This window comes from Kitasatospora setae KM-6054 (genome assembly GCF_000269985.1).
GTDB lineage: Bacteria > Actinomycetota > Actinomycetes > Streptomycetales > Streptomycetaceae > Kitasatospora > Kitasatospora setae.
Map to the genome: position 1 here is coordinate 6,612,793 of NC_016109.1, position 18,241 is coordinate 6,631,033.

14 protein-coding genes are annotated in these 18,241 nt (G+C 74.9%); 9 read left to right on the forward strand and 5 right to left on the reverse strand.

Going from position 1 to position 18,241, the window contains the following annotated elements; genetic code table 11:
* Positions 1-150: 150 nt before the first annotated feature.
* From KSE_RS29205 to KSE_RS29220, 4 genes are all read right to left on the reverse strand, one after another.
* On the reverse strand, positions 151-2,133 hold the full coding sequence (locus tag KSE_RS29205) for an FAD/NAD(P)-binding protein (protein WP_014138967.1): 1,983 nt from the start codon (positions 2,131-2,133) through the stop codon (positions 151-153).
* 36 nt (positions 2,134-2,169) lie between these two features.
* Positions 2,170-3,810: a class I adenylate-forming enzyme family protein gene (locus KSE_RS29210; RefSeq protein ID WP_014138968.1), complete on the reverse strand. Its 1,641-nt coding sequence runs from the start codon at positions 3,808-3,810 to the stop codon at positions 2,170-2,172.
* Positions 3,811-3,895: 85 nt separating this feature from the next.
* Positions 3,896-4,498: an SRPBCC family protein gene (locus tag KSE_RS29215; protein ID WP_014138969.1), complete on the reverse strand. Its 603-nt coding sequence runs from the start codon at positions 4,496-4,498 to the stop codon at positions 3,896-3,898.
* A gap of 143 nt (positions 4,499-4,641) precedes the next feature.
* Positions 4,642-5,625 carry an NADPH:quinone reductase gene (locus KSE_RS29220; RefSeq protein WP_014138970.1) on the reverse strand — a complete coding sequence of 328 codons (984 nt, stop codon included), beginning with the start codon at positions 5,623-5,625 and terminating at the stop codon, positions 4,642-4,644.
* A gap of 145 nt (positions 5,626-5,770) precedes the next feature.
* Here KSE_RS29220 and KSE_RS29225 point away from each other — a divergent pair, with 145 nt between their 5' ends.
* From KSE_RS29225 to KSE_RS29265, 9 genes are all read left to right on the forward strand, one after another.
* Entirely contained in the window at positions 5,771-6,217 is a 447-nt protein-coding gene (locus KSE_RS29225; RefSeq protein ID WP_014138971.1) for a GNAT family N-acetyltransferase, read from the forward strand.
* A 132-nt stretch (positions 6,218-6,349) separates the two neighbouring features.
* On the forward strand, positions 6,350-7,522 hold the full coding sequence (locus KSE_RS29230; protein ID WP_014138972.1) for a 3-deoxy-7-phosphoheptulonate synthase: 1,173 nt from the start codon (positions 6,350-6,352) through the stop codon (positions 7,520-7,522).
* A gap of 53 nt (positions 7,523-7,575) precedes the next feature.
* Positions 7,576-8,346, forward strand: a complete 771-nt coding sequence (locus KSE_RS29235; protein ID WP_014138973.1) for a 2,3-dihydro-2,3-dihydroxybenzoate dehydrogenase — start codon at positions 7,576-7,578, stop codon at positions 8,344-8,346.
* Between the two features lie 57 nt (positions 8,347-8,403).
* Positions 8,404-9,027 carry an isochorismatase family protein gene (locus KSE_RS29240; protein ID WP_014138974.1) on the forward strand — a complete coding sequence of 208 codons (624 nt, stop codon included), beginning with the start codon at positions 8,404-8,406 and terminating at the stop codon, positions 9,025-9,027.
* 50 nt (positions 9,028-9,077) lie between these two features.
* Complete coding sequence (locus KSE_RS29245) at positions 9,078-11,057, forward strand: anthranilate synthase family protein (RefSeq protein WP_051055996.1); 1,980 nt, start codon at positions 9,078-9,080, stop codon at positions 11,055-11,057.
* Positions 11,058-11,117: 60 nt separating this feature from the next.
* A complete protein-coding gene (locus KSE_RS29250; RefSeq protein WP_106437748.1) occupies positions 11,118-12,137 on the forward strand; it encodes a 3-oxoacyl-ACP synthase III family protein in 1,020 nt (339 codons plus the stop codon).
* Positions 12,138-12,240: 103 nt separating this feature from the next.
* Positions 12,241-13,050, forward strand: coding sequence for an arylamine N-acetyltransferase family protein (locus KSE_RS29255; RefSeq protein WP_014138977.1), 810 nt, complete (start codon positions 12,241-12,243; stop codon positions 13,048-13,050).
* A 12-nt stretch (positions 13,051-13,062) separates the two neighbouring features.
* Positions 13,063-14,691 carry an FAD-dependent monooxygenase gene (locus KSE_RS29260; RefSeq protein ID WP_014138978.1) on the forward strand — a complete coding sequence of 543 codons (1,629 nt, stop codon included), beginning with the start codon at positions 13,063-13,065 and terminating at the stop codon, positions 14,689-14,691.
* A gap of 189 nt (positions 14,692-14,880) precedes the next feature.
* A complete protein-coding gene (locus KSE_RS29265; RefSeq protein ID WP_033258229.1) occupies positions 14,881-15,117 on the forward strand; it encodes a hypothetical protein in 237 nt (78 codons plus the stop codon).
* A gap of 79 nt (positions 15,118-15,196) precedes the next feature.
* Here the strand turns inward: KSE_RS29265 and KSE_RS29270 are convergent, their stop codons facing one another.
* Complete coding sequence (locus KSE_RS29270; RefSeq protein WP_014138980.1) at positions 15,197-18,148, reverse strand: AfsR/SARP family transcriptional regulator; 2,952 nt, start codon at positions 18,146-18,148, stop codon at positions 15,197-15,199.
* Positions 18,149-18,241: the final 93 nt, after the last annotated feature.

Consider the following 18,241-nt stretch of genomic DNA (forward strand, 5'->3'; position numbering starts at 1 on the left):
TGCCTCCTGGGGGTGTGGGCCGGGCGGTTCCGTGAGGGGGAGTGAGCAAGAGGGGGAGTGACAGAACAAGAGGGGGAGCAGGGGGAGTGAAGGGCTACGGGCGGGGGCGGGCCCGGGCGGCGAGCGCCCGGGCCGTGGTGGCGCCCTCCGTCACACGATCACGCCCTGCGAGGGGTTGGCCTCGGTGAGCTCGGCGACGCCCGACGGCACGCCCGAGGGCGCGGGCAGGGCGAGGACGGCGCGGGCGATGGCGTCCGAGTCGCCCAGGGTGACCGAGTCGACGCCCGGGCGGATGCCGGCCGCGGTGACCCAGTGCACGGACTCGGTCGGCACGCCGTAGGCGAAGCGCCGGGGGTGGGCGTTGCCGCGGCCGTCGATCAGCCGGTAGGGGCGCTCGGTGACGGCGAGGCCGCCGGTCTGGTAGCCGCCGCCGCTGGCGCTGGGGATCGAGTAGGGCTGCGCCTGGTCGGTGTCCAGCAGGTGCTGGAGCAGCGGGTCGGAGGTGCGGCGCAGGTCGGGCTCGGGCAGCCGGGCCTCGATCAGCACGTCCGCGCGGACCGGGGTGCCGGGCACGGCGGCGGACTCGGCGACGTAGCAGCGGGCCGCCGGGTCGATCCGCACCTCGGTGCCGGGGCCGGTGAGGGTGAGGATGCCCGCCTCGATCAGCGCGGTCATCTCCTCGATCCGGGAGGCCGGCGGGCCGATCGACAGGAAGCCGTTGAGCGGGGTGTACCAGCCCTCCAGGTCGTCGCGGTGCGAGTCGCCGTCCAGGCCGCCGTGGTCGACGGCGAGCCGGATCTCGTTGCGCAGGTCGCGCAGCACGTCCAGGGCGGCCTTCACCGGCCCGCTGACGTTGCCCAGCCGGGCCGCCGCGACGTCCGCCGCCAGGTACTCCAGCAGCCAGCCCTGGAACTCCGCGCGGTCGGCGAACTTCCGGTCGCCGTACGGCTTGGAGAGCCGCGGCCAGCTCCACAGCTGCTCGGCGGTGAAGCCGTACACGGCGAGCAGGGTGTCCAGCTCGGGGCCCTCGGCCGCCGCCAGGTAGTGCGCGCTGAACTCCTCGCGCTCGTCGCCGCGGCCCAGCGCCTCCAGCAGCGCGCCGTAGTAGTAGTTCTCCACCTCGCGGGAGATCAGCGGCCACAGGTCGGCGCCGAAGTTGACCGGCTGCCCGTTCGCGGCGCGCTCGCGCAGCCCGGCGACGTACGCCGGGGTGAGCAGCTTCGGGTAGTAGCGGCCGTGCGCGCCCTTCTCGTTGTCGCCGCGGGCGTGGTAGGGGACGCCGCGCCGGGAGAAGGCGTACAGCTTCGGCTCCTGGCCGGACGGGCGGTAGGCCAGGGTGCCGTCCTCGCGGCGGACGAAGGTGCCGCCGCGGCCGTGGCTGAACAGCGACATGTAGTCGAAGAAGTTCAGGCCGAGGCCGCGCAGCAGCACCGAGCTGCCGGGCTTGATCCCGCTCAGGTCGGCGTTGGCCGGGTTGCCGGGGGTCAGGTAGGCGAGGTGGTGGATCCGGGCCAGCGAGGCGGTGCGGGCCTCGCGCGGGGTCAGCCGGGCCGGCACGTGGCCCTGGGCGAGGACGATCGCGTCCAGGCAGTTGAGCCGGGTGCCGTCCTCCAGCCGGACGCCCTGCGGGCCGCCGGGGATGCCCAGGGTGTCGGCGATGGCGACCGCCCGGGAGCGGTGCACGTGCACGGTGACGTGCTTGGGCGCGTTGACGATCACCCGCTGGAAGGCGTCCCGCAGGTAGCGGCCGTAGAACGCCCGGGTCGGGTAGGTGTCCGGCCCGAGCCGCTCGGCCTCGGCCAGCGTCGGCTCGTCGTAGTCGCCGAAGGAGCCCAGCGCGGCCAGCGACTTCGCCCACTCGTACAGCGTCGGGCCGGGCTCGATCGGGCCGTCGATCCGGCAGCTCTCGTCGGTGTGGACGGTGATCTGGCAGGCGACGGTGTTCATCAGCAGGTGCCGGGACTGCTCCGAGCGCCACACCTCGCCGGAGCCCGGGGCGCTCGGGTCCACGACGTGGATGGTGACCGAGTCGTGGGCGGGCCGGTGGCGCTCGTTGGCGACCAGGCGTTCGACCACGGACAGGCCGCGCGGGCCCGCTCCGACCACGCAGATCTCGGCGTTGGGGTTGCTCACGGCGGTGCTCCCTTCGGGGACGTGCGACGGATGGGGTCAGGCGGCGGTGGTGACGCTGGCGGTGGTGACGGTCGCGGCGGTGCCGGCGGGGGCGTCGGCGTCCGGGTGGGTGGCGGAGGCGGCGCCGGCCGCGACCCGGCGGGCCAGTTCGAGGCGCTTGATCTTGGTGGTGGCGGTCTGCGGGACGTCCTCCAGCCGCCACTGCACCGGCTCGGCCAGCGGGGGCAGGCCGACCACGGCGCGCTTCCACTCGGCGGCGTCCAGCGGCACGTCGTCGCGGGTGCACACGACGGGCACCGGGACGCCGTCCGGGCCGGGGATGATGACGACCTCGATCAGCGAGCGGATCCGGGTCAGCAGCTTGTCCTCGACCTCCAGGGTCGACTCGATGCCGGGGATCTCGTCCACCTCGCGGTCCAGCAGGTGCAGGCAGCCCAGCTTGGTCCGGTAGCCGAGGTCGCCCATCCGCCACCAGCCGTCGTTGACCTGCTTCTCCCAGCGCGGGTGCTCGCCCAGGTAGGTGACGATCCGGCCGTCGGTGCGGACCTCGATGAAGCCGGGGTTCTGCTTGGAGACCGGGTTGCCGTCCCGGCTGACCACCCGCACGCCGGTCATGCCGGGGAACGGCGAGCCGACGCAGCGGCCGTCGAAGTCCGCGCCGCCCTGCCGGGTGTAGGTGCGGGCGGCGATCGGGCCGACCTCGCTCTGGCCGTACGCCTGGGCGAACAGCGCGTGCTTGCGGCGGGTCGCGTTCAGCAGGATGTTCACGGTCCGCGGGTGGATCGCGTCGAAGGTCGAGCTGAAGTACTTGACGTTGGCCAGCGGGGCGCGCGGGTCGTCGGCCAGCACCTCCCAGCGCAGGAAGGTGTTCGGGTGGGCCTCGATGAACCCGGGCGGGACCTGGGCGAAGATCTCGCCGACGGTCTCCGGCTCGTCGTCCCGCAGCACGATCAGCGGGTGGCCCTGGAGGATCGAGATCGGCATCGCGGTGAACATCCGCGAGTGCACGAAGGACACGTGCACGGCGACCGGCTCGCGCTTGGGGACGACCGAGAAGACGGTGGCCTGCGGGCGGTAGCGGGACTCGAAGGTGTGGCCGGTGTGCACCGCCAGCTTCGGGGTGCCGGTGGTGCCCGAGGTGTGGGTGATCAGCGTCGGGTGGCTCGGCGGCACCGGCACCGGGGCGACCCGCGGCGCGCCGGCCAGCGCGGCCAGCTCCACCGCGCCGTCGAAGCCGCCGCTCGCCAGCAGCACCTCGGCCGACAGGTCGAACACCTCGGCCGGCAGGTGGTGCTCCAGCTTCTCCTGGTCGGTGATCAGGTACGGCCGGTTGACCCGGCGCAGCAGCTCGGCGACGGTCGCGCCGTCCAGCTTCGGCGACAGCAGCACCGGGATCGCGCCGATCCGGGCGATCGCGCAGGCCAGCAGCGTGATGTCGAAGCCGTCGCCCTTGTGCACCACCACGTGGTCGCCGACCCGGACCTTCACCGACCACAGCCGGGAGGCGAAGTCGTCGACCAGGTCGGCGATCTCGGTCAGCGTCGCGCGCCGGCCCAGCTGCGGGGCGATGTCCAGGTCGTGGTCGAGGACCACGAAGTTCGCGGGGTGGCGGGCGGCCGCCCGGTCGAACAGCGTGCCCAGGCGGATGCCCTTGTTGCGGATGCGCTGGAGAAACATATTCTCACTCTCTCGTGCGGGCGGTTCGGGAATTCCGTACGGAAATGCTCGGCGAGGGGTTCTCGACGGGATTTCCCGGCCGGGGTCAGTTCCCCTCGATGACGTCCCGGATCCGGGAGAGGGTGTCGGCCAGGTCCTGCTCCAGCTTGGCCGTCCAGTCCGTGATGAACTGCGCGCGCTGGTCCTCGTCCAGGTCGGCCACGATCTTGTGGATGCCGGCGGTGGCCTTGCCCATCCGGAAGTGGTGCGTCAGCACCGAGCCCGCGCCGGCCGGCTCGACGTCGAAGCCCCAGATCGACTCCTGGTCCTCGCGGGCGTGGGTGAGCATCATCCAGCGGAAGGTGCGGCCCGGCTCGGCCGCGGTGATCCGGGCCTCGGTGTACCAGGTGCCGCGGATCAGCGGGGCCCAGCCGACCACGTCCTCGGCGCGCAGGTTCTCGCCGCGGAAGATCGAGCCGACGGCGGACGGCTCGCCGGAGATCCACTCGCCGCCCATGCACTCCGGGCTCCACTCGGCGCTGCGCGGCAGGTCGCTGACGACCGCGTAGACGTCCAGCGGGGCGGCCGCGACCGCGATCTGCGCCCGGAGCTCGAAGAGCGGCGAGGTGTCGATGACCGAGGCGCCGGCGGCCGGGGTCTCGACGGCGGGGATCTCGACGGCCGGGTTCTCGATGGTGGAATTCGTCATGGTGGAAATCCTGTCCATTCGGCGGGGGAGTGGCAATTTCGGTGCCGGGGGTCCGTCAGGTTTGTCGCGGCGGATTCCCCGGAGTTTCCGGAAGGAGTTCCGGGAAGGGGAGGCCGGAAGGGCTTCCGGGAAATGCGCGCGGGTCAATTCCCGGCGGCGCGCAGCACGAGCTTCCCGCTGACCGCGCCGTCGTCCAGCCGCCGGTGCGCCTCGGCGGCCCGCGCCAGCGGCAGCACCTCGGTGGCGCGCGGGCGCAGCAGGCCGGCCGCGGTGAGGTGGTTGACGTGCGCGGCGGCGGCGGCCAGCTGGGCGCCGTCGGCGTGCGAGATGGCGAAGCCGAGGATCGAGCGGTCCTTCAGGTAGAGCGGTCCGACCGGCAGCACCGGCCTGGTCCGCAGCCCGGCCAGCAGCACCAGCCGGCCCCGGCTCGCCAGCAGGTCGACGCCGGTGTCCAGGTCGTTGCGGCCCGAGGTGTCGACGTGCACGTCCACCCCGTCCGGGCACAGCGCGCGGATCCTCCCGACCAGGTCGGGGTCGCGGTAGTCCAGCACCTCGGCGGCGCCCAGGCTCCGGACGTACCCGGCGTCCCGGGCCGAGGCGGTGGCCAGCACCCGGGCGCCGGCGTGCGCGGCCATCACCACCGCGGCGCTGCCCACGTTGCCCGCCGCGCCGAGCACCAGCACGCTCTCGCCGGCCCGCAGCCGGGCCTGCTCGAACAGCGCCAGGTAGGCGGTGACGGCCGGGTGGGCCAGCGCCACCGCGTCGACCGGGTCGACGCCGTCGGGCAGCCGGTAGAGCCGGTCGACCGGCACCACCGCGCGTTCGGCGGCGGCGCCCTGCCGGCCGTCGTGGCCCAGGCTGTTGCACCACACGCGGTCGCCGGGGCGGAAGCGGTGCGCGGCGGCCGGGCCGGTGCCGAGCACGGTGCCGACCAGGTCCCGGCCGATGACGAAGGGGAACTCCAGGGGGGTGCGCCAGGCTCCGGAGCGCACGAAGGTGTCCACGTGGTTGACGGAGACCACCTCGACGGCGACCAGCACCTCGTTCGGCCCCGGTACGGGGTCGGGGAGTTCGCCGTGCCGGATGGCGTCCGGGGAGCCCAGCTCATCTATGTAGGCGGCAAGCATGAGCCGGATTCTGGGCGGGCCGCCGGGGCCGCCGGGACCGCGCTGCCGGGTGTCTGTCAGGTGCCCCGGCGCCGCCCCCCGGGTCTGACGGACCCCCGCCCGGCCGCTGCCCGCCGGGCCCGCCGGCTCCTAGGATCCCGGGCCCATGGAACTCACCCTGACCGACGTGCCCGTCCCCGGCGAACTGCTGACCGCGCACGTCGAACCGCTGATCCGGGTGCTGCGCCCGGCCCTGGACGCCGACGGCTTCGCCCGGTTCGCCGCCGAGGCCGCCGGGCAGGGCCTGGTCTTCACCGCCGCCCTCGACCCGGCCGGCCGCTGCCTGGGCGTGGCCGCGCACCGGGTGCTGGCCACCAGCCGGGGCCGGGTGCTCTTCGTGGACGACCTGGTCACCTCGCCCGCCGCCCGCTCCACCGGCGTCGGCGCCCGGCTGCTGGCCGCGCTGGCCGAGCGCGGCCGGGCGGCCGGCTGCGTCCGGATCGAACTCGACTCCGGCGTGCAGAACCACGGCGCGCACCGCTTCTACCACGCCCGCCGGATGGCGGTCGCCGCCTTCCACTTCACCCTCGACCTGCACCCGGAGCGGCCCTGACCGGCCCTGACCCGGGCGGTCGGTACCTGATGGACGGGCCCGGCACCTGACGCAGTGGGCGGGGGAGCGTGGAGAGCGGTCGGCCGGGGCCACAGGATCCAAGGGTCCGCTTCTGTGTACCGGGGAGAGCCCGTGAACAACGTCCTACTCGCCGTCGGCACCGAGACCGCGCTCCAGCAGCCGGACTGGGCCGATTCGCCCGCACTGCCCTACGTCAGAGACGAACTCGCCACCCGCCCCGCCCTGGTCGCCCCGGGCGACGTCCGCCGGCTCCGGGCGCACCTCGCCGAGGTCGCGGCCGGCCGGGCGCACGTCATCCAGACCGGTGACTGCGCGGAGGACCCGGCCGACCGCACCGCCGACCGGGTGGCCGGCCGGGCCGCGCTGCTGGACCTGCTGGCCGGCGCGCTCCGGCTGACCACCCGCCGCCCGGTGCTGCGGATCGGCCGGATCGCCGGACAGTTCGGCAAGCCCCGCTCCAGCGCCACCGAACTGGTCGACGGCGTCGAACTGCCGGTCTACCGCGGCCACATGGTCAACGACCCGGCCCCCGACCCGGACAGCCGCCGCCCCGACCCGCTGCGCCTGCTGGCCGGCTACGACGCCGCCGCCGAGACGGTCCGCCGGCTCGGCTGGGGCGGCCCCACCTGGGGCGCCGACCTCACCCCGACGGTGTGGACCAGCCACGAGGCGCTGCTGCTCGACTACGAGCTGCCGATGCTCCGGCAGGACGGGGAGGGCCGCACGCTGCTCGCCTCGACGCACTTCCCGTGGATCGGCGAGCGCACCCGCCAGGTGGACGGCGCCCACGTCGGCCTGCTGGCCGGGGTGGTCAACCCGGTCGCCTGCAAGGTCGGCCCGGCGATGGCCCCCGACGAGCTGCTCGACCTGTGCGAGCGGCTCGACCCGTGGCGCGAGCCGGGCCGGCTGACGCTGATCGCCCGGATGGGCGCGCAGCACGCGGCGGGCCGGCTGCCGGTCCTGGTCGAGGCGGTCCGCAAGGCCGGGCACCCGGTGGTCTGGCTGACCGACCCGATGCACGGCAACACCGTCTCCACCGCGTCCGGCCTGAAGACCCGGCTGCTGGACACCGTCGTCCAGGAGGTCCAGGACTTCCAGGCCGCGGTGGCCCTGGCGGGCGGGGTGGCCGGCGGCCTCCACCTGGAGACCACGCCGGACGCCGTCACCGAGTGCGCGTCCCGCCCGGACGATCTCGACCGGGTCGGGGAGCACTACACCAGCTTCTGCGACCCCCGCCTCAACCCGGACCAGGCCCTCGCCGTGGTCCGGGCCTGGCAGGGCTGAGGACCCGCCGCGGCACCCCACCGCGGCGGGACGGAACATCAGGAGGTCCGAGAATGGAGTACAAGGTCGCCCTGGTCACCGGCGCGGCGGGGGGCATCGGCGCCGCCGTCGCCCGCCGCCTCGGCGAGGAGGGCGCGATCGTCGCCGCCGTCGACCGCGACGCCGAACGGCTCGCCGAGAGCGTCGCGCGGATGGCCGCCGACGGGCTGCGGGTCGAGGCGTTCCGCGCGGACGTCACCAGCACCGAGGACGTCGAGGCGGTCGTCGCCGAGGTCGAGCGGACCCTCGGCCCGATCGACTACCTGGTCAACACCGCCGGGGTGCTGCGCCTCGGCGAGGTCAGGAAGTTCAGCGACGAGGACTGGAACAGCACCTTCGAGGTGAACGTCAGCGGCGTCTTCCGGCTCTCCCGCGCGGTGGTCAACCGGATGGTCCCGCGCAGCCGGGGCGCCATCGTCACGGTGGCGTCCAACGCGGCCGGCACCCCGCGCACCGAGATGGCCGCGTACGGGGCGTCGAAGGCGGCGGCGACGATGCTCACCCGCAGCCTCGGGCTGGAGGTCGCCAAGTACAACATCCGCTGCAACGTGGTGGCGCCCGGCTCGACCGACACCGCGATGCTCGCCTCGATGTGGGAGGACGAGCACGGTCGCGAGCGGACCATCGCGGGCAACCCGGCCTCGTACAAGCTCGGCATCCCGCTCGGGAAGCTGGCCGCCCCCGTGGACGTCGCCGAGGCCGTCGTGTTCCTGCTGTCCGACCGCGCCTCGCACATCACCCTGCACGTGCTCACCGTCGACGGCGGAGCGACGCTCGGCGCCTGACGCCGGGCGCCGCCCGCCGCCGGCGGGCCCCACCCACCACTCACCGAGAGGACCACCATGGCCGGCCTTCCGACCATCGAGCACTACCCGCTGCCGACCGGAGCGGACCTGCCCACCGCGATCCCGCGCTGGAGCGTCGACCCGGACCGGGCCGTCCTGCTGGTCCACGACATGCAGCGCTACTTCCTCCAGCCCTTCCCGGAGCCGCTGCGCCGCGAGGTGGTCGGCAACGTGGCCGCGCTGCGCCGCAGAGCCGACGCGCTGGGCGTGCCGGTCGCCTACACCGCGCAGCCCGGCGGGATGACGCCCGAGCAGCGCGGCCTGCTGAAGGACATCTGGGGCCCCGGCATGCGCACCACCGAGGAGGACCGCCAGGTGGTGCCCGAGCTGGCCCCGGCGGACGGCGACTGGGTGTTCACCAAGTGGCGCTACAGCGCGTTCTTCAACACCGAGCTGCTGGCCCGGATGCGCGCCGCCGGCCGCGACCAGCTGGTGGTCTGCGGCGTGTACGCCCACGTCGGGGTGCTCGCCACCGCCGTCGAGGCGTTCAGCAACGACCTGGAGACCTTCCTGGTGGCCGACGCGGTCGCCGACTTCTCCGGCGCCGAGCACCGGATGGCGATCGACTACGCGGCGCGCCGCTGCGCCGTCGTCGCGCTGGCCGACGAGGTGCTCCGGTGACGCCCCCCGCCGCGGCCGGGCCGGACCGCGACCCGCTGGGCCCCGACCCGCTGGGCCTCGACGCGCTGGGCCTCGACGCGCTGGGCCCCGACCTGCTGGGCCTGGACCCGCTGGGCCGGGTGCTGGGCGCCGACCCGCCGCCGTTCGCGCTGCTGCACCGGCCGGAGGCCAACGGCCCCGGCGTGCTGGAGGTGCTGGTCGGCGAGGTCGCGCACGCCGCGACGCTGGACGCGCTGGAGCTGTCCGCCGCCGACCCCGGCCGGGGCGCGCACCAGGAGCTGCTCGCCCTCGTCCCGTACCGGCAGATCGCCGAGCGCGGCTTCGCCGCCCCGGACGACGGCACGCCGCTGGTGGCGCTGCGGGTGCGGGAGGAGCAGCGGATCGGCCTGGCCGAGGCGCTCGGCCGGATCCGGGACGTGCCGATCCGGCTGGGCGAGGGCGGCTTCGACGTCTCCGACGAGGAGTACGCCGAGATCGTCCGCCGGGTGGTCGCCGAGGAGATCGGCACCGGCGCGGGCGCCAACTTCGTGATCAAGCGCTCGTTCCAGGCGGACGTCAGCGACTACTCGACCGCGCACGCGCTGGCGTTCTTCCGCCGGCTGCTCCAGCGCGAGTCCGGCGCGTACTGGACGTTCATCGTGTACACCGGCGGGCGGACGCTGGTCGGCGCCAGCCCGGAGCGGCACGTCAGCCTGCACGGCGGCACCGCGGTGATGAACCCGATCAGCGGCACCTACCGGTACCCGGCGCAGGGGCCGTCGCTGGCCGGGGTGATGGACTTCCTCGCGGACCGCAAGGAGATCGACGAGCTGTACATGGTCGTCGACGAGGAACTGAAGATGATGTCCCGGATCTGCCCGTCCGGCGGCCGGGTGGTCGGCCCGTTCCTGAAGGAGATGGCCCGGCTCGCGCACACCGAGTACGTCATCGAGGGCCGCACCGACCTCGACCCCAGGGAGATCCTGCGCGAGACGATGTTCGCGCCGACCGTCACCGGCAGCCCGCTGGAGAGCGCCTGCCGGGTGGTCGCCAAGTACGAGCCGGGCGGCCGCGGCTACTACAGCGGCGTGCTGGCGCTGTTCGGCCGGGACGAGCGGGGCGGGCGCAGCCTGGACTCCTCGATCCTGATCCGGACCGCCGACATCGACCGGACCGGCCGGGTCCGGATCGGCGTCGGCGCGACCCTGGTGCGGCACTCCGACCCGCTCTCCGAGGTCGCCGAGACCCGGGCCAAGGCGGAGGGCCTGCTCTCCGCGCTGCGGGCCGACGACGCCGCCCGGTTCGCCGCCCACCCCCGGGTGCTGGCGGCGCTGGCGGAGCGCAACCGGACGATCGCCGGGTTCTGGCTGGCCGACGGGCAGCCGACGCCGCGGCGGGCCGCCGCGGACCCGGCGCTGGCCGGCCGCCGGGTGCTGGTGGTCGACGCCGAGGACACCTTCACCTCGATGATCGCCGGCCAGCTCGCCGCGCTCGGGCTGGAGGTGACGGTCCGCCGGTTCGACGAGCCGTACTCCTTCGACGGGCACGACCTGGTGGTGATGGGCCCCGGGCCCGGCGACCCGCGCGAGGTCGGCGACGCCAAGATCGCCCACCTGCGGGGCGCCGTGGGCACGCTGCTCGACCAGCGGCGGCCGTTCCTCGCGGTCTGCCTCAGCCACCAGGTGCTGAGCACCCTGCTCGGCCTGGAGCTGGTCCGCCGGGCCGAGCCCAACCAGGGCACCCAGCGCCGGATCGACCTGTTCGGCCGCCCCGAACTCGTCGGCTTCTACAACACGTTCGCCTCCCGCAGCGCCGTGGACGCGCTGGAGATCCCGGACCTCGGCCGGGTGGAGGTCAGCCGCGACCCGGAGACCGGCGAGGTGCACGCGCTGCGCGGACCGCACTTCGCGTCCACCCAGTTCCACCCCGAGTCGGTGCTCACCCAGAACGGCCCGGGCATCGTCGCCGCCCTGCTGGCGGCCCTCCCGGAGCGGGCGCCGATGCCCGCCGGGCTCCGCGCCGTGGCACCTGACAGGGTCCTGGCGCGCTGATTGTCCGCCCCACGGGCGGCCGGAAGCATGAGACACGAAGGAGATGAAGGAGCCGTGCGGATGACTACGACGGGGATGAGCGGTGGGCGGGACGCTGTACCGGTGGGTGTGCTCGGCACGGGTTCGAGCGTTCCGTCTCGTGTCGTCACCAACGACGAGGTCGGCGGCCCGGCCGGCGTCGACCACGAGTGGATCCTGGGCAAGACCGGCATCCGCGAGCGGCGCTGGGCGAAGCCGGACGAGGCCACGTCCGACTTCGGGGTGAGGGCCGGCCGGGCCGCCCTGGAGGCGGCCGGGATCGGCGCGGCCGAGCTCTCGCTGGTCGTGGTGGCCACCTCGACCCCCGACCAGCCGCAGCCGCCGACCGCCAGCGTGGTGGCCGGCGAGCTGGGCGCCGACCGCGGCACCGCCGCGTTCGACGTGAACACGGTGTGCAGCGGGTTCCTGTTCGCGCAGACCGCCGCCGAGAGCGTCCTGAAGGCGGCGGGCGGCGGGTACGCGCTGGTGGTCGGCGCCGACGTGTACTCGCGGATCCTCAACCCGGCCGACAAGCGCTCGGTGATCCTGTTCGGCGACGGCGCGGGCGCCGTGGTGCTCGGCCCCGCCCCGGGGCCGGACCGCGGCATCGTCGCCAGCCGGCTGGCCGGCTTCGCGGCCGACCGCGACCTGATCGAGGTCCGGGCCGGCGGCAGCCGGATCCCCACCACGCCGGAGACCCTGGAGGCCGGCCTGCAGTACTTCACCATGAACGGGCGCGGCGTGCGCGACTTCGTCGCCGAGCACGTCGGCCCGGCCGTGCACGAGTTCCTCGCCGAGGCCGGGCTGAGCACCGCCGACCTCGACCGCTTCATCCCGCACCAGGCCAACGGCCGGATGATCGAGGCCCTGGGGGAGTCCCTGGGCATCGGCCCGGAGCGGATCCCGACCACCTACCGGGAGTACGGGAACACCGGTTCCGCCTCCGTCCCGATCACCCTCGACCGCGCCGCCCGCAACGGCGACCTGCGCCCCGGCGACCTCGTCCTGCTGGCGGCCTTCGGCGGCGGCATGGCGATGGGCCTGTCGCTGCTCCGCTGGTAGCGGACCCGCCGCGTCCGCCCGCCGGCCCCGAGCCCGAGCGGGGGCAACCGAGCCCGAGCGGGGGAACCCTCACCCCCTCCCCGTCCACCCAAGGAGAGCCACCATGCCGTCCGACACCCTCGTTGACGCGTACCTGACCCGAATCGGCGCCACCCGCCCGGCCCGCCCCGACGCCGAGGCGCTGGCGCACCTCCAGGAGCGGGCCGTGCTGTCCGTCCCGTTCGAGAACCTCGACTACCACCTGGAGGGGCGCGAGATCGTCATGGACGAACGCGTCCTCGACAAGATCGCCCTCCAGCACCGCGGCGGCGGCTGCTACGAGGTCAACCCGGCGCTGGGCTTCGTGCTCACCGCGCTCGGCTACCAGGTCGAGATCATCCCCGGCCGGGTGCACCGCCCCGACGGCCTCGGCCCGCTGCTCGGCCACCTCGCCCTGCGGGTCACCATCGGCGAGCGGGTCTACCTGGTCGACACCGGCTTCGGCCGCAACAGCCGCCGCCCGCTGGACTTCACCAGCCGCGAGGTCCAGCAGGACCCGCACGGCGCCTACCAGCTGGTCGACACCGAGGGCCGCCCCGGCACCGTCGACGTCCTGCTGGACGGCCGCCCGCTCTACCAGGTCCAGGACACCCCGGTCCGGATCGAGGACTACGCGCCCACCCTGTGGTGGTACCGCACCTCGCCCGACTCCTCCTTCCTCCAGGGCCTGTTCTGCTCGGTGCGCACCGAGACCGGCCTGGTCACCCTCAAGGGCCGCCACCTCAACGTGGTCGACGGCGACTCCCGCACCAAGACCGTGCTGACCGACGACGCCGACCTGCTCGCCGCCTACAAGACCCACTTCGGGATCAGCCTGGACGTCCTGCCCACCGAGCCGACGAACGCCGTCACCACCGGCGTCCGCACCGACTGAGGAGCCGAAGCCGTGGCCGAACTGATGACCGGCGAGGGCCGCCCCGCCCCCGCCGCCCCCACCTCCGCCGCCCCCGCCCCCGCCCCGGGCGGCGACCTCGACGTGCTGGTGGTCGGCGCCGGACCCTCCGGCCTGCTGACCGCGGTCGAACTGCTGCGCCGCGGCGTCCGGGTCCGGGTGATCGACCGGGCCGCCGAGCAGTCGCTCACCCCCAAGGCGCTGTCCGTCTGGCCGCGCGCCCTCGACATCCTGGAGGACAGCGGCCTCGGGGACGGCGTCGCCCGCGAGTCGGTGCGGATCAACACCCTGAGCTACTTCTCCGACCGGCAGCCGCTGGCCTCCTTCGGGTTCACCGACGACCTGGCCTGCCGCACCCTCCCGCAGCACGTCACCGAGCGCCTGCTGACCGAGCGGCTGGAGCGGCTCGGCGGCAAGATCGAGCGCGGCGTGCGGCTGCTCGCCCTGGACGGCGTCGACTACTCCGGCCGGATCGATGCCACCGACGGCGTCACCGCCGTCCTCGAACACGCCGGCACCGGCCGGGTCGAGCGGCTCCGCGCCCCCTTCGTGGTCGGCGCGGACGGCGCGGGCAGTGCCGTCCGCGGCCAGCTCGGCATCGGCTTCGAGGGCTCCACCTACGAGATGGCCTTCGCCCTGATCGACGCCCGGATCGAGGGCGAACTCCCGCCCGACGCCTGCATGTTCTACCAGTCGCCGAGCGGCGCCCTGATCATCGTGCCGATCCCCGGCGGCATCTTCCGCTTCCTGTCCGTCATGCCGAACGGCGCCGGCCAGGCCGACCCGGTCGCCATGCAGGCGATCATCGACGAGCGCGGGCCGCGCGGCGTCCGGATCAAGGAGGCGGTCTGGACGGCCGTCTTCCGGGTGCACGCCCGCCGGGCCACCGCCTTCCAGCGCGGCCGGGTCTTCCTGGTCGGCGACGCCGCCCACGTGCACAGCCCGGCCGGCGGCCAGGGCATGAACAACGGCCTCCAGGACGCCCACAACCTGGCCTGGAAGCTCGCCGCCGTGATCGCCGGCGACTCGCCCGCCGCCCTGCTCGACTCGTACGGGACCGAGCGCGCCGAGGTCACCCGGCAGCTGGTCCGCGACACCGACCTGCAGACCCGCGCCTGGGTGGCCGGCCACCCCGCCAAGGTCGCCGCCCGGGACGCCGCCTTCCGGCTGCTCGACCGCAGCGGCGCCGTCTCCCGGCTCTACGCCCCCGTGATGGCCGGCCGGCGGCTCTCCTACCCGCCCGTCCGCGACACCCAGCGGCCCTCCGGCTGGACCGGCTGCCGGGCCCGCCGGGCCCTGCCCGGCGCCCTGGAGATCGGCGCCGTCCTCCCGCGCCGGCTCGCCCTCGGCTACGGCGTCGCCGGCCCGGGAGTCGACCCCAGCCAGTGGCACCTGGCCGTGGTCCCGAACGGCGACCGGGGCTGGGAACGGGAACTCGACCTGATCACCGGGCGCCACCCGCTGCTGCGCACCGTCCTGCTGCGCCGCGCCGAGGCCGCCGACCAGACCGGCTGCCGGGCCGGCGGCTACTACCTGGTCCGGCCCGACGGCCACATCGCCGCGCACGGCCACGCACGCGACCTCGACCGCCTGGAGGCCGAACTGCGGCACGCCTTCGGATGAGGTCCAGCGCGCGCGGACCAGCCGCCCGGGGGCCGTGCCCGCCCCCGCCGCGGACCCCCGCACCGGCCCGTTCCCGCGCGGGCCCCGCGGCGGGGAACCGAAGGGGAACGGCGCGGTACCGGCGTCTTCGAACATCAGTGATGTCGAAAGCGACGGAAACCGAGAACCGGGACAAAGGGGTTGGGGAACATGATCGGCAAGATCGCTGCTCTGGTGGGTACCCTCACGATCGCGACCACCGCGGTGCTCGGCGTCGCCGGCCAGACGGGCAGCAGCGTCGCTGACAACAAGGGCCCCTACCTGGCGCCGGTGGTCGTGCTGGCCGACAACAAGGACCCCTACACCACCCCGGTCGTCCTCGGCGACAACAAGGACCCCTACGCCCCGCCGGCCAACCCCACCCCCAGCCCCACCGCCACCCCGTGAACCTCCCCGCACCACGCGGCGCGCCCCGCCCGGGACTCCCGGACGGGGCGCGCCGCCGTTCCCGCCGCCCCGGCCTCACTCAGGGCCGGCGGCGGCCCGCCTCGGGCAGGCCCATCGCCGCGAACAGCTCGCCCGCCCGCGCCGCGTACGCCTCGGCCTCCGCGGTCCGGCCGAGCTCCCGGTAGGCGGCGGCCAGCCCGTCCAGCGCGTGGGCGGTCTCCACCCGGTGGCCGATCCCGTCCGCGTGCTCGTACGCCGCGCCGTGCAGCTCCAGCGCCCGCTGCGGCTCGCCGCCGCGCAGCCGGGCCAGGCCCAGCAGGTTGTGCGCGGTCGCCGCGCGCTGCCGGGTCGAGCGCACGCCGAGCTGCTCCAGCGCCTGCCGCTCGTGCTCGCGGGAGCGCTCGGCCAGGCCGAGGCGGTGGTAGAGGTCGGCCGACACGGCCAGCGCCAGGCCGTGGTTCTCCGGCTTCTTCGACGCGTCGTTCAGCGCCAGCGCCCGGTCCACCGCCTCCCGGGCGCCCGCCACGTCGCCCAGTCCGAGCAGCGCCAGCGCCAGGCAGGTCCAGGCGACCACCTCGTTGTCGCTGTAGCCGAGCTCCTGGCTCAGCTCGATCGCGTTGCGCGCCGCCTCGACCGCCTCCTGGTGCAGGCCGAGCGCGGTCAGCACGCTGCACACCGTCGCCCAGTCCTCGGCCTGCGGCCGCTTGGAGCCCAGGCTCTGGTGCAGCGCGATCGCCCGGTTCCCGTAGTCGAGGGCCTTCGCCAGGTTGCCCAGCGCGTAGTGCAGCACCGCCAGCAGGCCCAGCACGAACGGCACGTCGCGCGGGTCCTCGCCCTGCTGGGCCAGGCTCAGCGCCTCCTCCGCCGCCGGCAGGCCCGCCTCGAACCGGCCCAGCTTCCAGTGCGCCACCCCGAGGTTGGCCAGCCCGCGGGCCACCAGGTGCGAGTCGCCGATCTGCCGGGCCGCCGCCACCGCCGCCGTCGACACCTCGACGAACTCGCCCGTCCGGGTGCGCAGGTTCAGCAGGAACGAGGCGTTCCGGGCCAGCCGGAAGACGTGCACCGGCGGGCAGCGGTCCGCGTGCCGCTCCAGCAGCACCAGCACGCAGCCGATCTCCCGGTCGAACCACTCCAGGCTCCGCTCCGGGTCGGTCAGCCGGGGCAGCGCCGGCTCCGCCGCCGGGCCCGGCTCGGGCGCGGCCAGCAGCAGCGCGCCGCGGTGCGGGAACAGCACCTCGCAGGCCCGGTCGGTGGCCGCCACGTAGTAGCCGACCATCCGCCGGACCGCCGCCAGCTCCTGCGGCCCCGTCACCCCGTCGCCCACCGACAGGGCGAACGCCCGCACCAGGTCGTGGAAGGCGTACCGGGTCGAGTCGTGCTGCTGGAGCAGGTGCTTGTCGAGCAGGTCCTCCAGCAGGTCCTCGGCGTTGCGCGGGGCGGTGGCCAGCAGCGCCGCCGAGGCGTGCAGGTCGATCTCCGGGCCCGGGTGCTGGGCCAGCAGCCGGAACGCGGTGCGCTGCTCCTCGTCCAGCGCCCGGTAGGACAGGTTGAGGTTGGCGGCGACGCTGCGCTCGCCCGCCGACAGCTCGTCCAGCAGGTGGGTCTCGTCCTGCAGCCGCTCCACCAGGTACCAGATCGACCAGCTCGGCCGCTTGCGCAGCCGGGCCAGCGCCAGCCGCAGGGCCAGCGGCAGGTGGCCGCAGAGGGCGGCGAGCTCCTCGGCGGCCTCCGGCTCGCGCTCCACCCGCTCGGTGCCGAGCACCTCGCGGATCATCGCGTCGCTCTCCTCGGGCGGCAGCAGGCCGAGCGAGACCCAGCGGGCGCCGTCCAGGTCGACCAGCCGGGCCCGGCTGGTGACCAGCACCAGGCAGTCGGGGGAGGGCGGCAGCAGCGGCAGCACCTGGCCGGCGTCGCCCGCGTTGTCGAACAGCAGCAGCACCCGGCCGGTCAGCCGGGCCCGCCAGAGCGCGATCCGGCCCGGGCCGTCGGTCGGGATCTCCTCGGCGGGCACGCCGAGCAGGCGCAGCAGGACGTCCAGCGCCGCCCACGGCCGCAGCGGCTCCTGGTCGGGGGAGAAGCCCCGCAGGTCGAGGAAGATCTGCCCGTCCGGGTACTCCCCGGAGAGCTGGTGCGCGGCGTGCACCGCGAGCGCGGTCTTGCCCGCGCCGCCCATGCCGTCGATCGCGATGATCCGCGGGCCCCGGCTCTCCCGGCCGGCGGCCTCCAGCACCTTGCGCAGCTCCCGCTCGCGGCCGGTGAAGTCGGGCAGGCCGTGCGGCAGCGTGCACGGCACCGGCGCGGGCGGCGGCGGGGCGGCGGGCTGCGCCGGGAGCGCGGCGGGTATCGCGCTCTCCGGGCCGCCCAGCTCCGGGTTGGCCCGCAGGATGTCCTCGTACATCCGGGTGAGCTGCGCGCCCGGGTCGATGCCCAGCTCCTCGACCAGCAGCTCGCGCGCCCTGGCGTACTCCTGCAGCGCCTCGGCCTGCCGGCCCGAGCGGTACAGCGCCAGCATCAGCTGGGCCCGCAGGGTCTCCCGCAGCGGGTGCTCGGCCATCAGGCCGCGCAGCTCCACCACCAGCTCGACCGACTCGCCCAGCGCCAGCCGCAGGTCGAACAGCTGCTCGGCGGCGGCCAGCCGGGTCTCCTCCAGCACCGTCGCGGCCGCCTCGACCACCGCGCCGCCCGCGCCGGACAGCACCGGGCCGCGCCACAGCGCCAGCGCGGCGCGCAGCGCCTCGGCCGCCTCGGCCGGGCGGCCCTCGGCGGTGTGCTCGCGGGAGCGCCGCAGCAGCTCGTTGAAGTCGTTGAGGTCCGACTGCCCGTCGGCCAGCACCACCGCGTAGCCGGGGCCCTCGGTGACGATCAGGGCGCTGCCGCCCGGGATCCGCCGCCGCAGGTCGGCGACCGCCTTGCGGACCTGGTGCGAGGCGGTGGCCGGCGGGTCCTCGGCCCAGACCGCCTCCACCAGCCGCGACACCGGGAGCACCTTGCCCGGCTGGAGCAGCATCGTCGCGATGACCCGTTCGTGCACCGCCCCCCCCGGACGGATCCGTGCACCGTCGACCCGGATTTCCAGCGGGCCGAGGATTCCGAAGCGGATCTGTCCGGAACCGTCCACATGTGC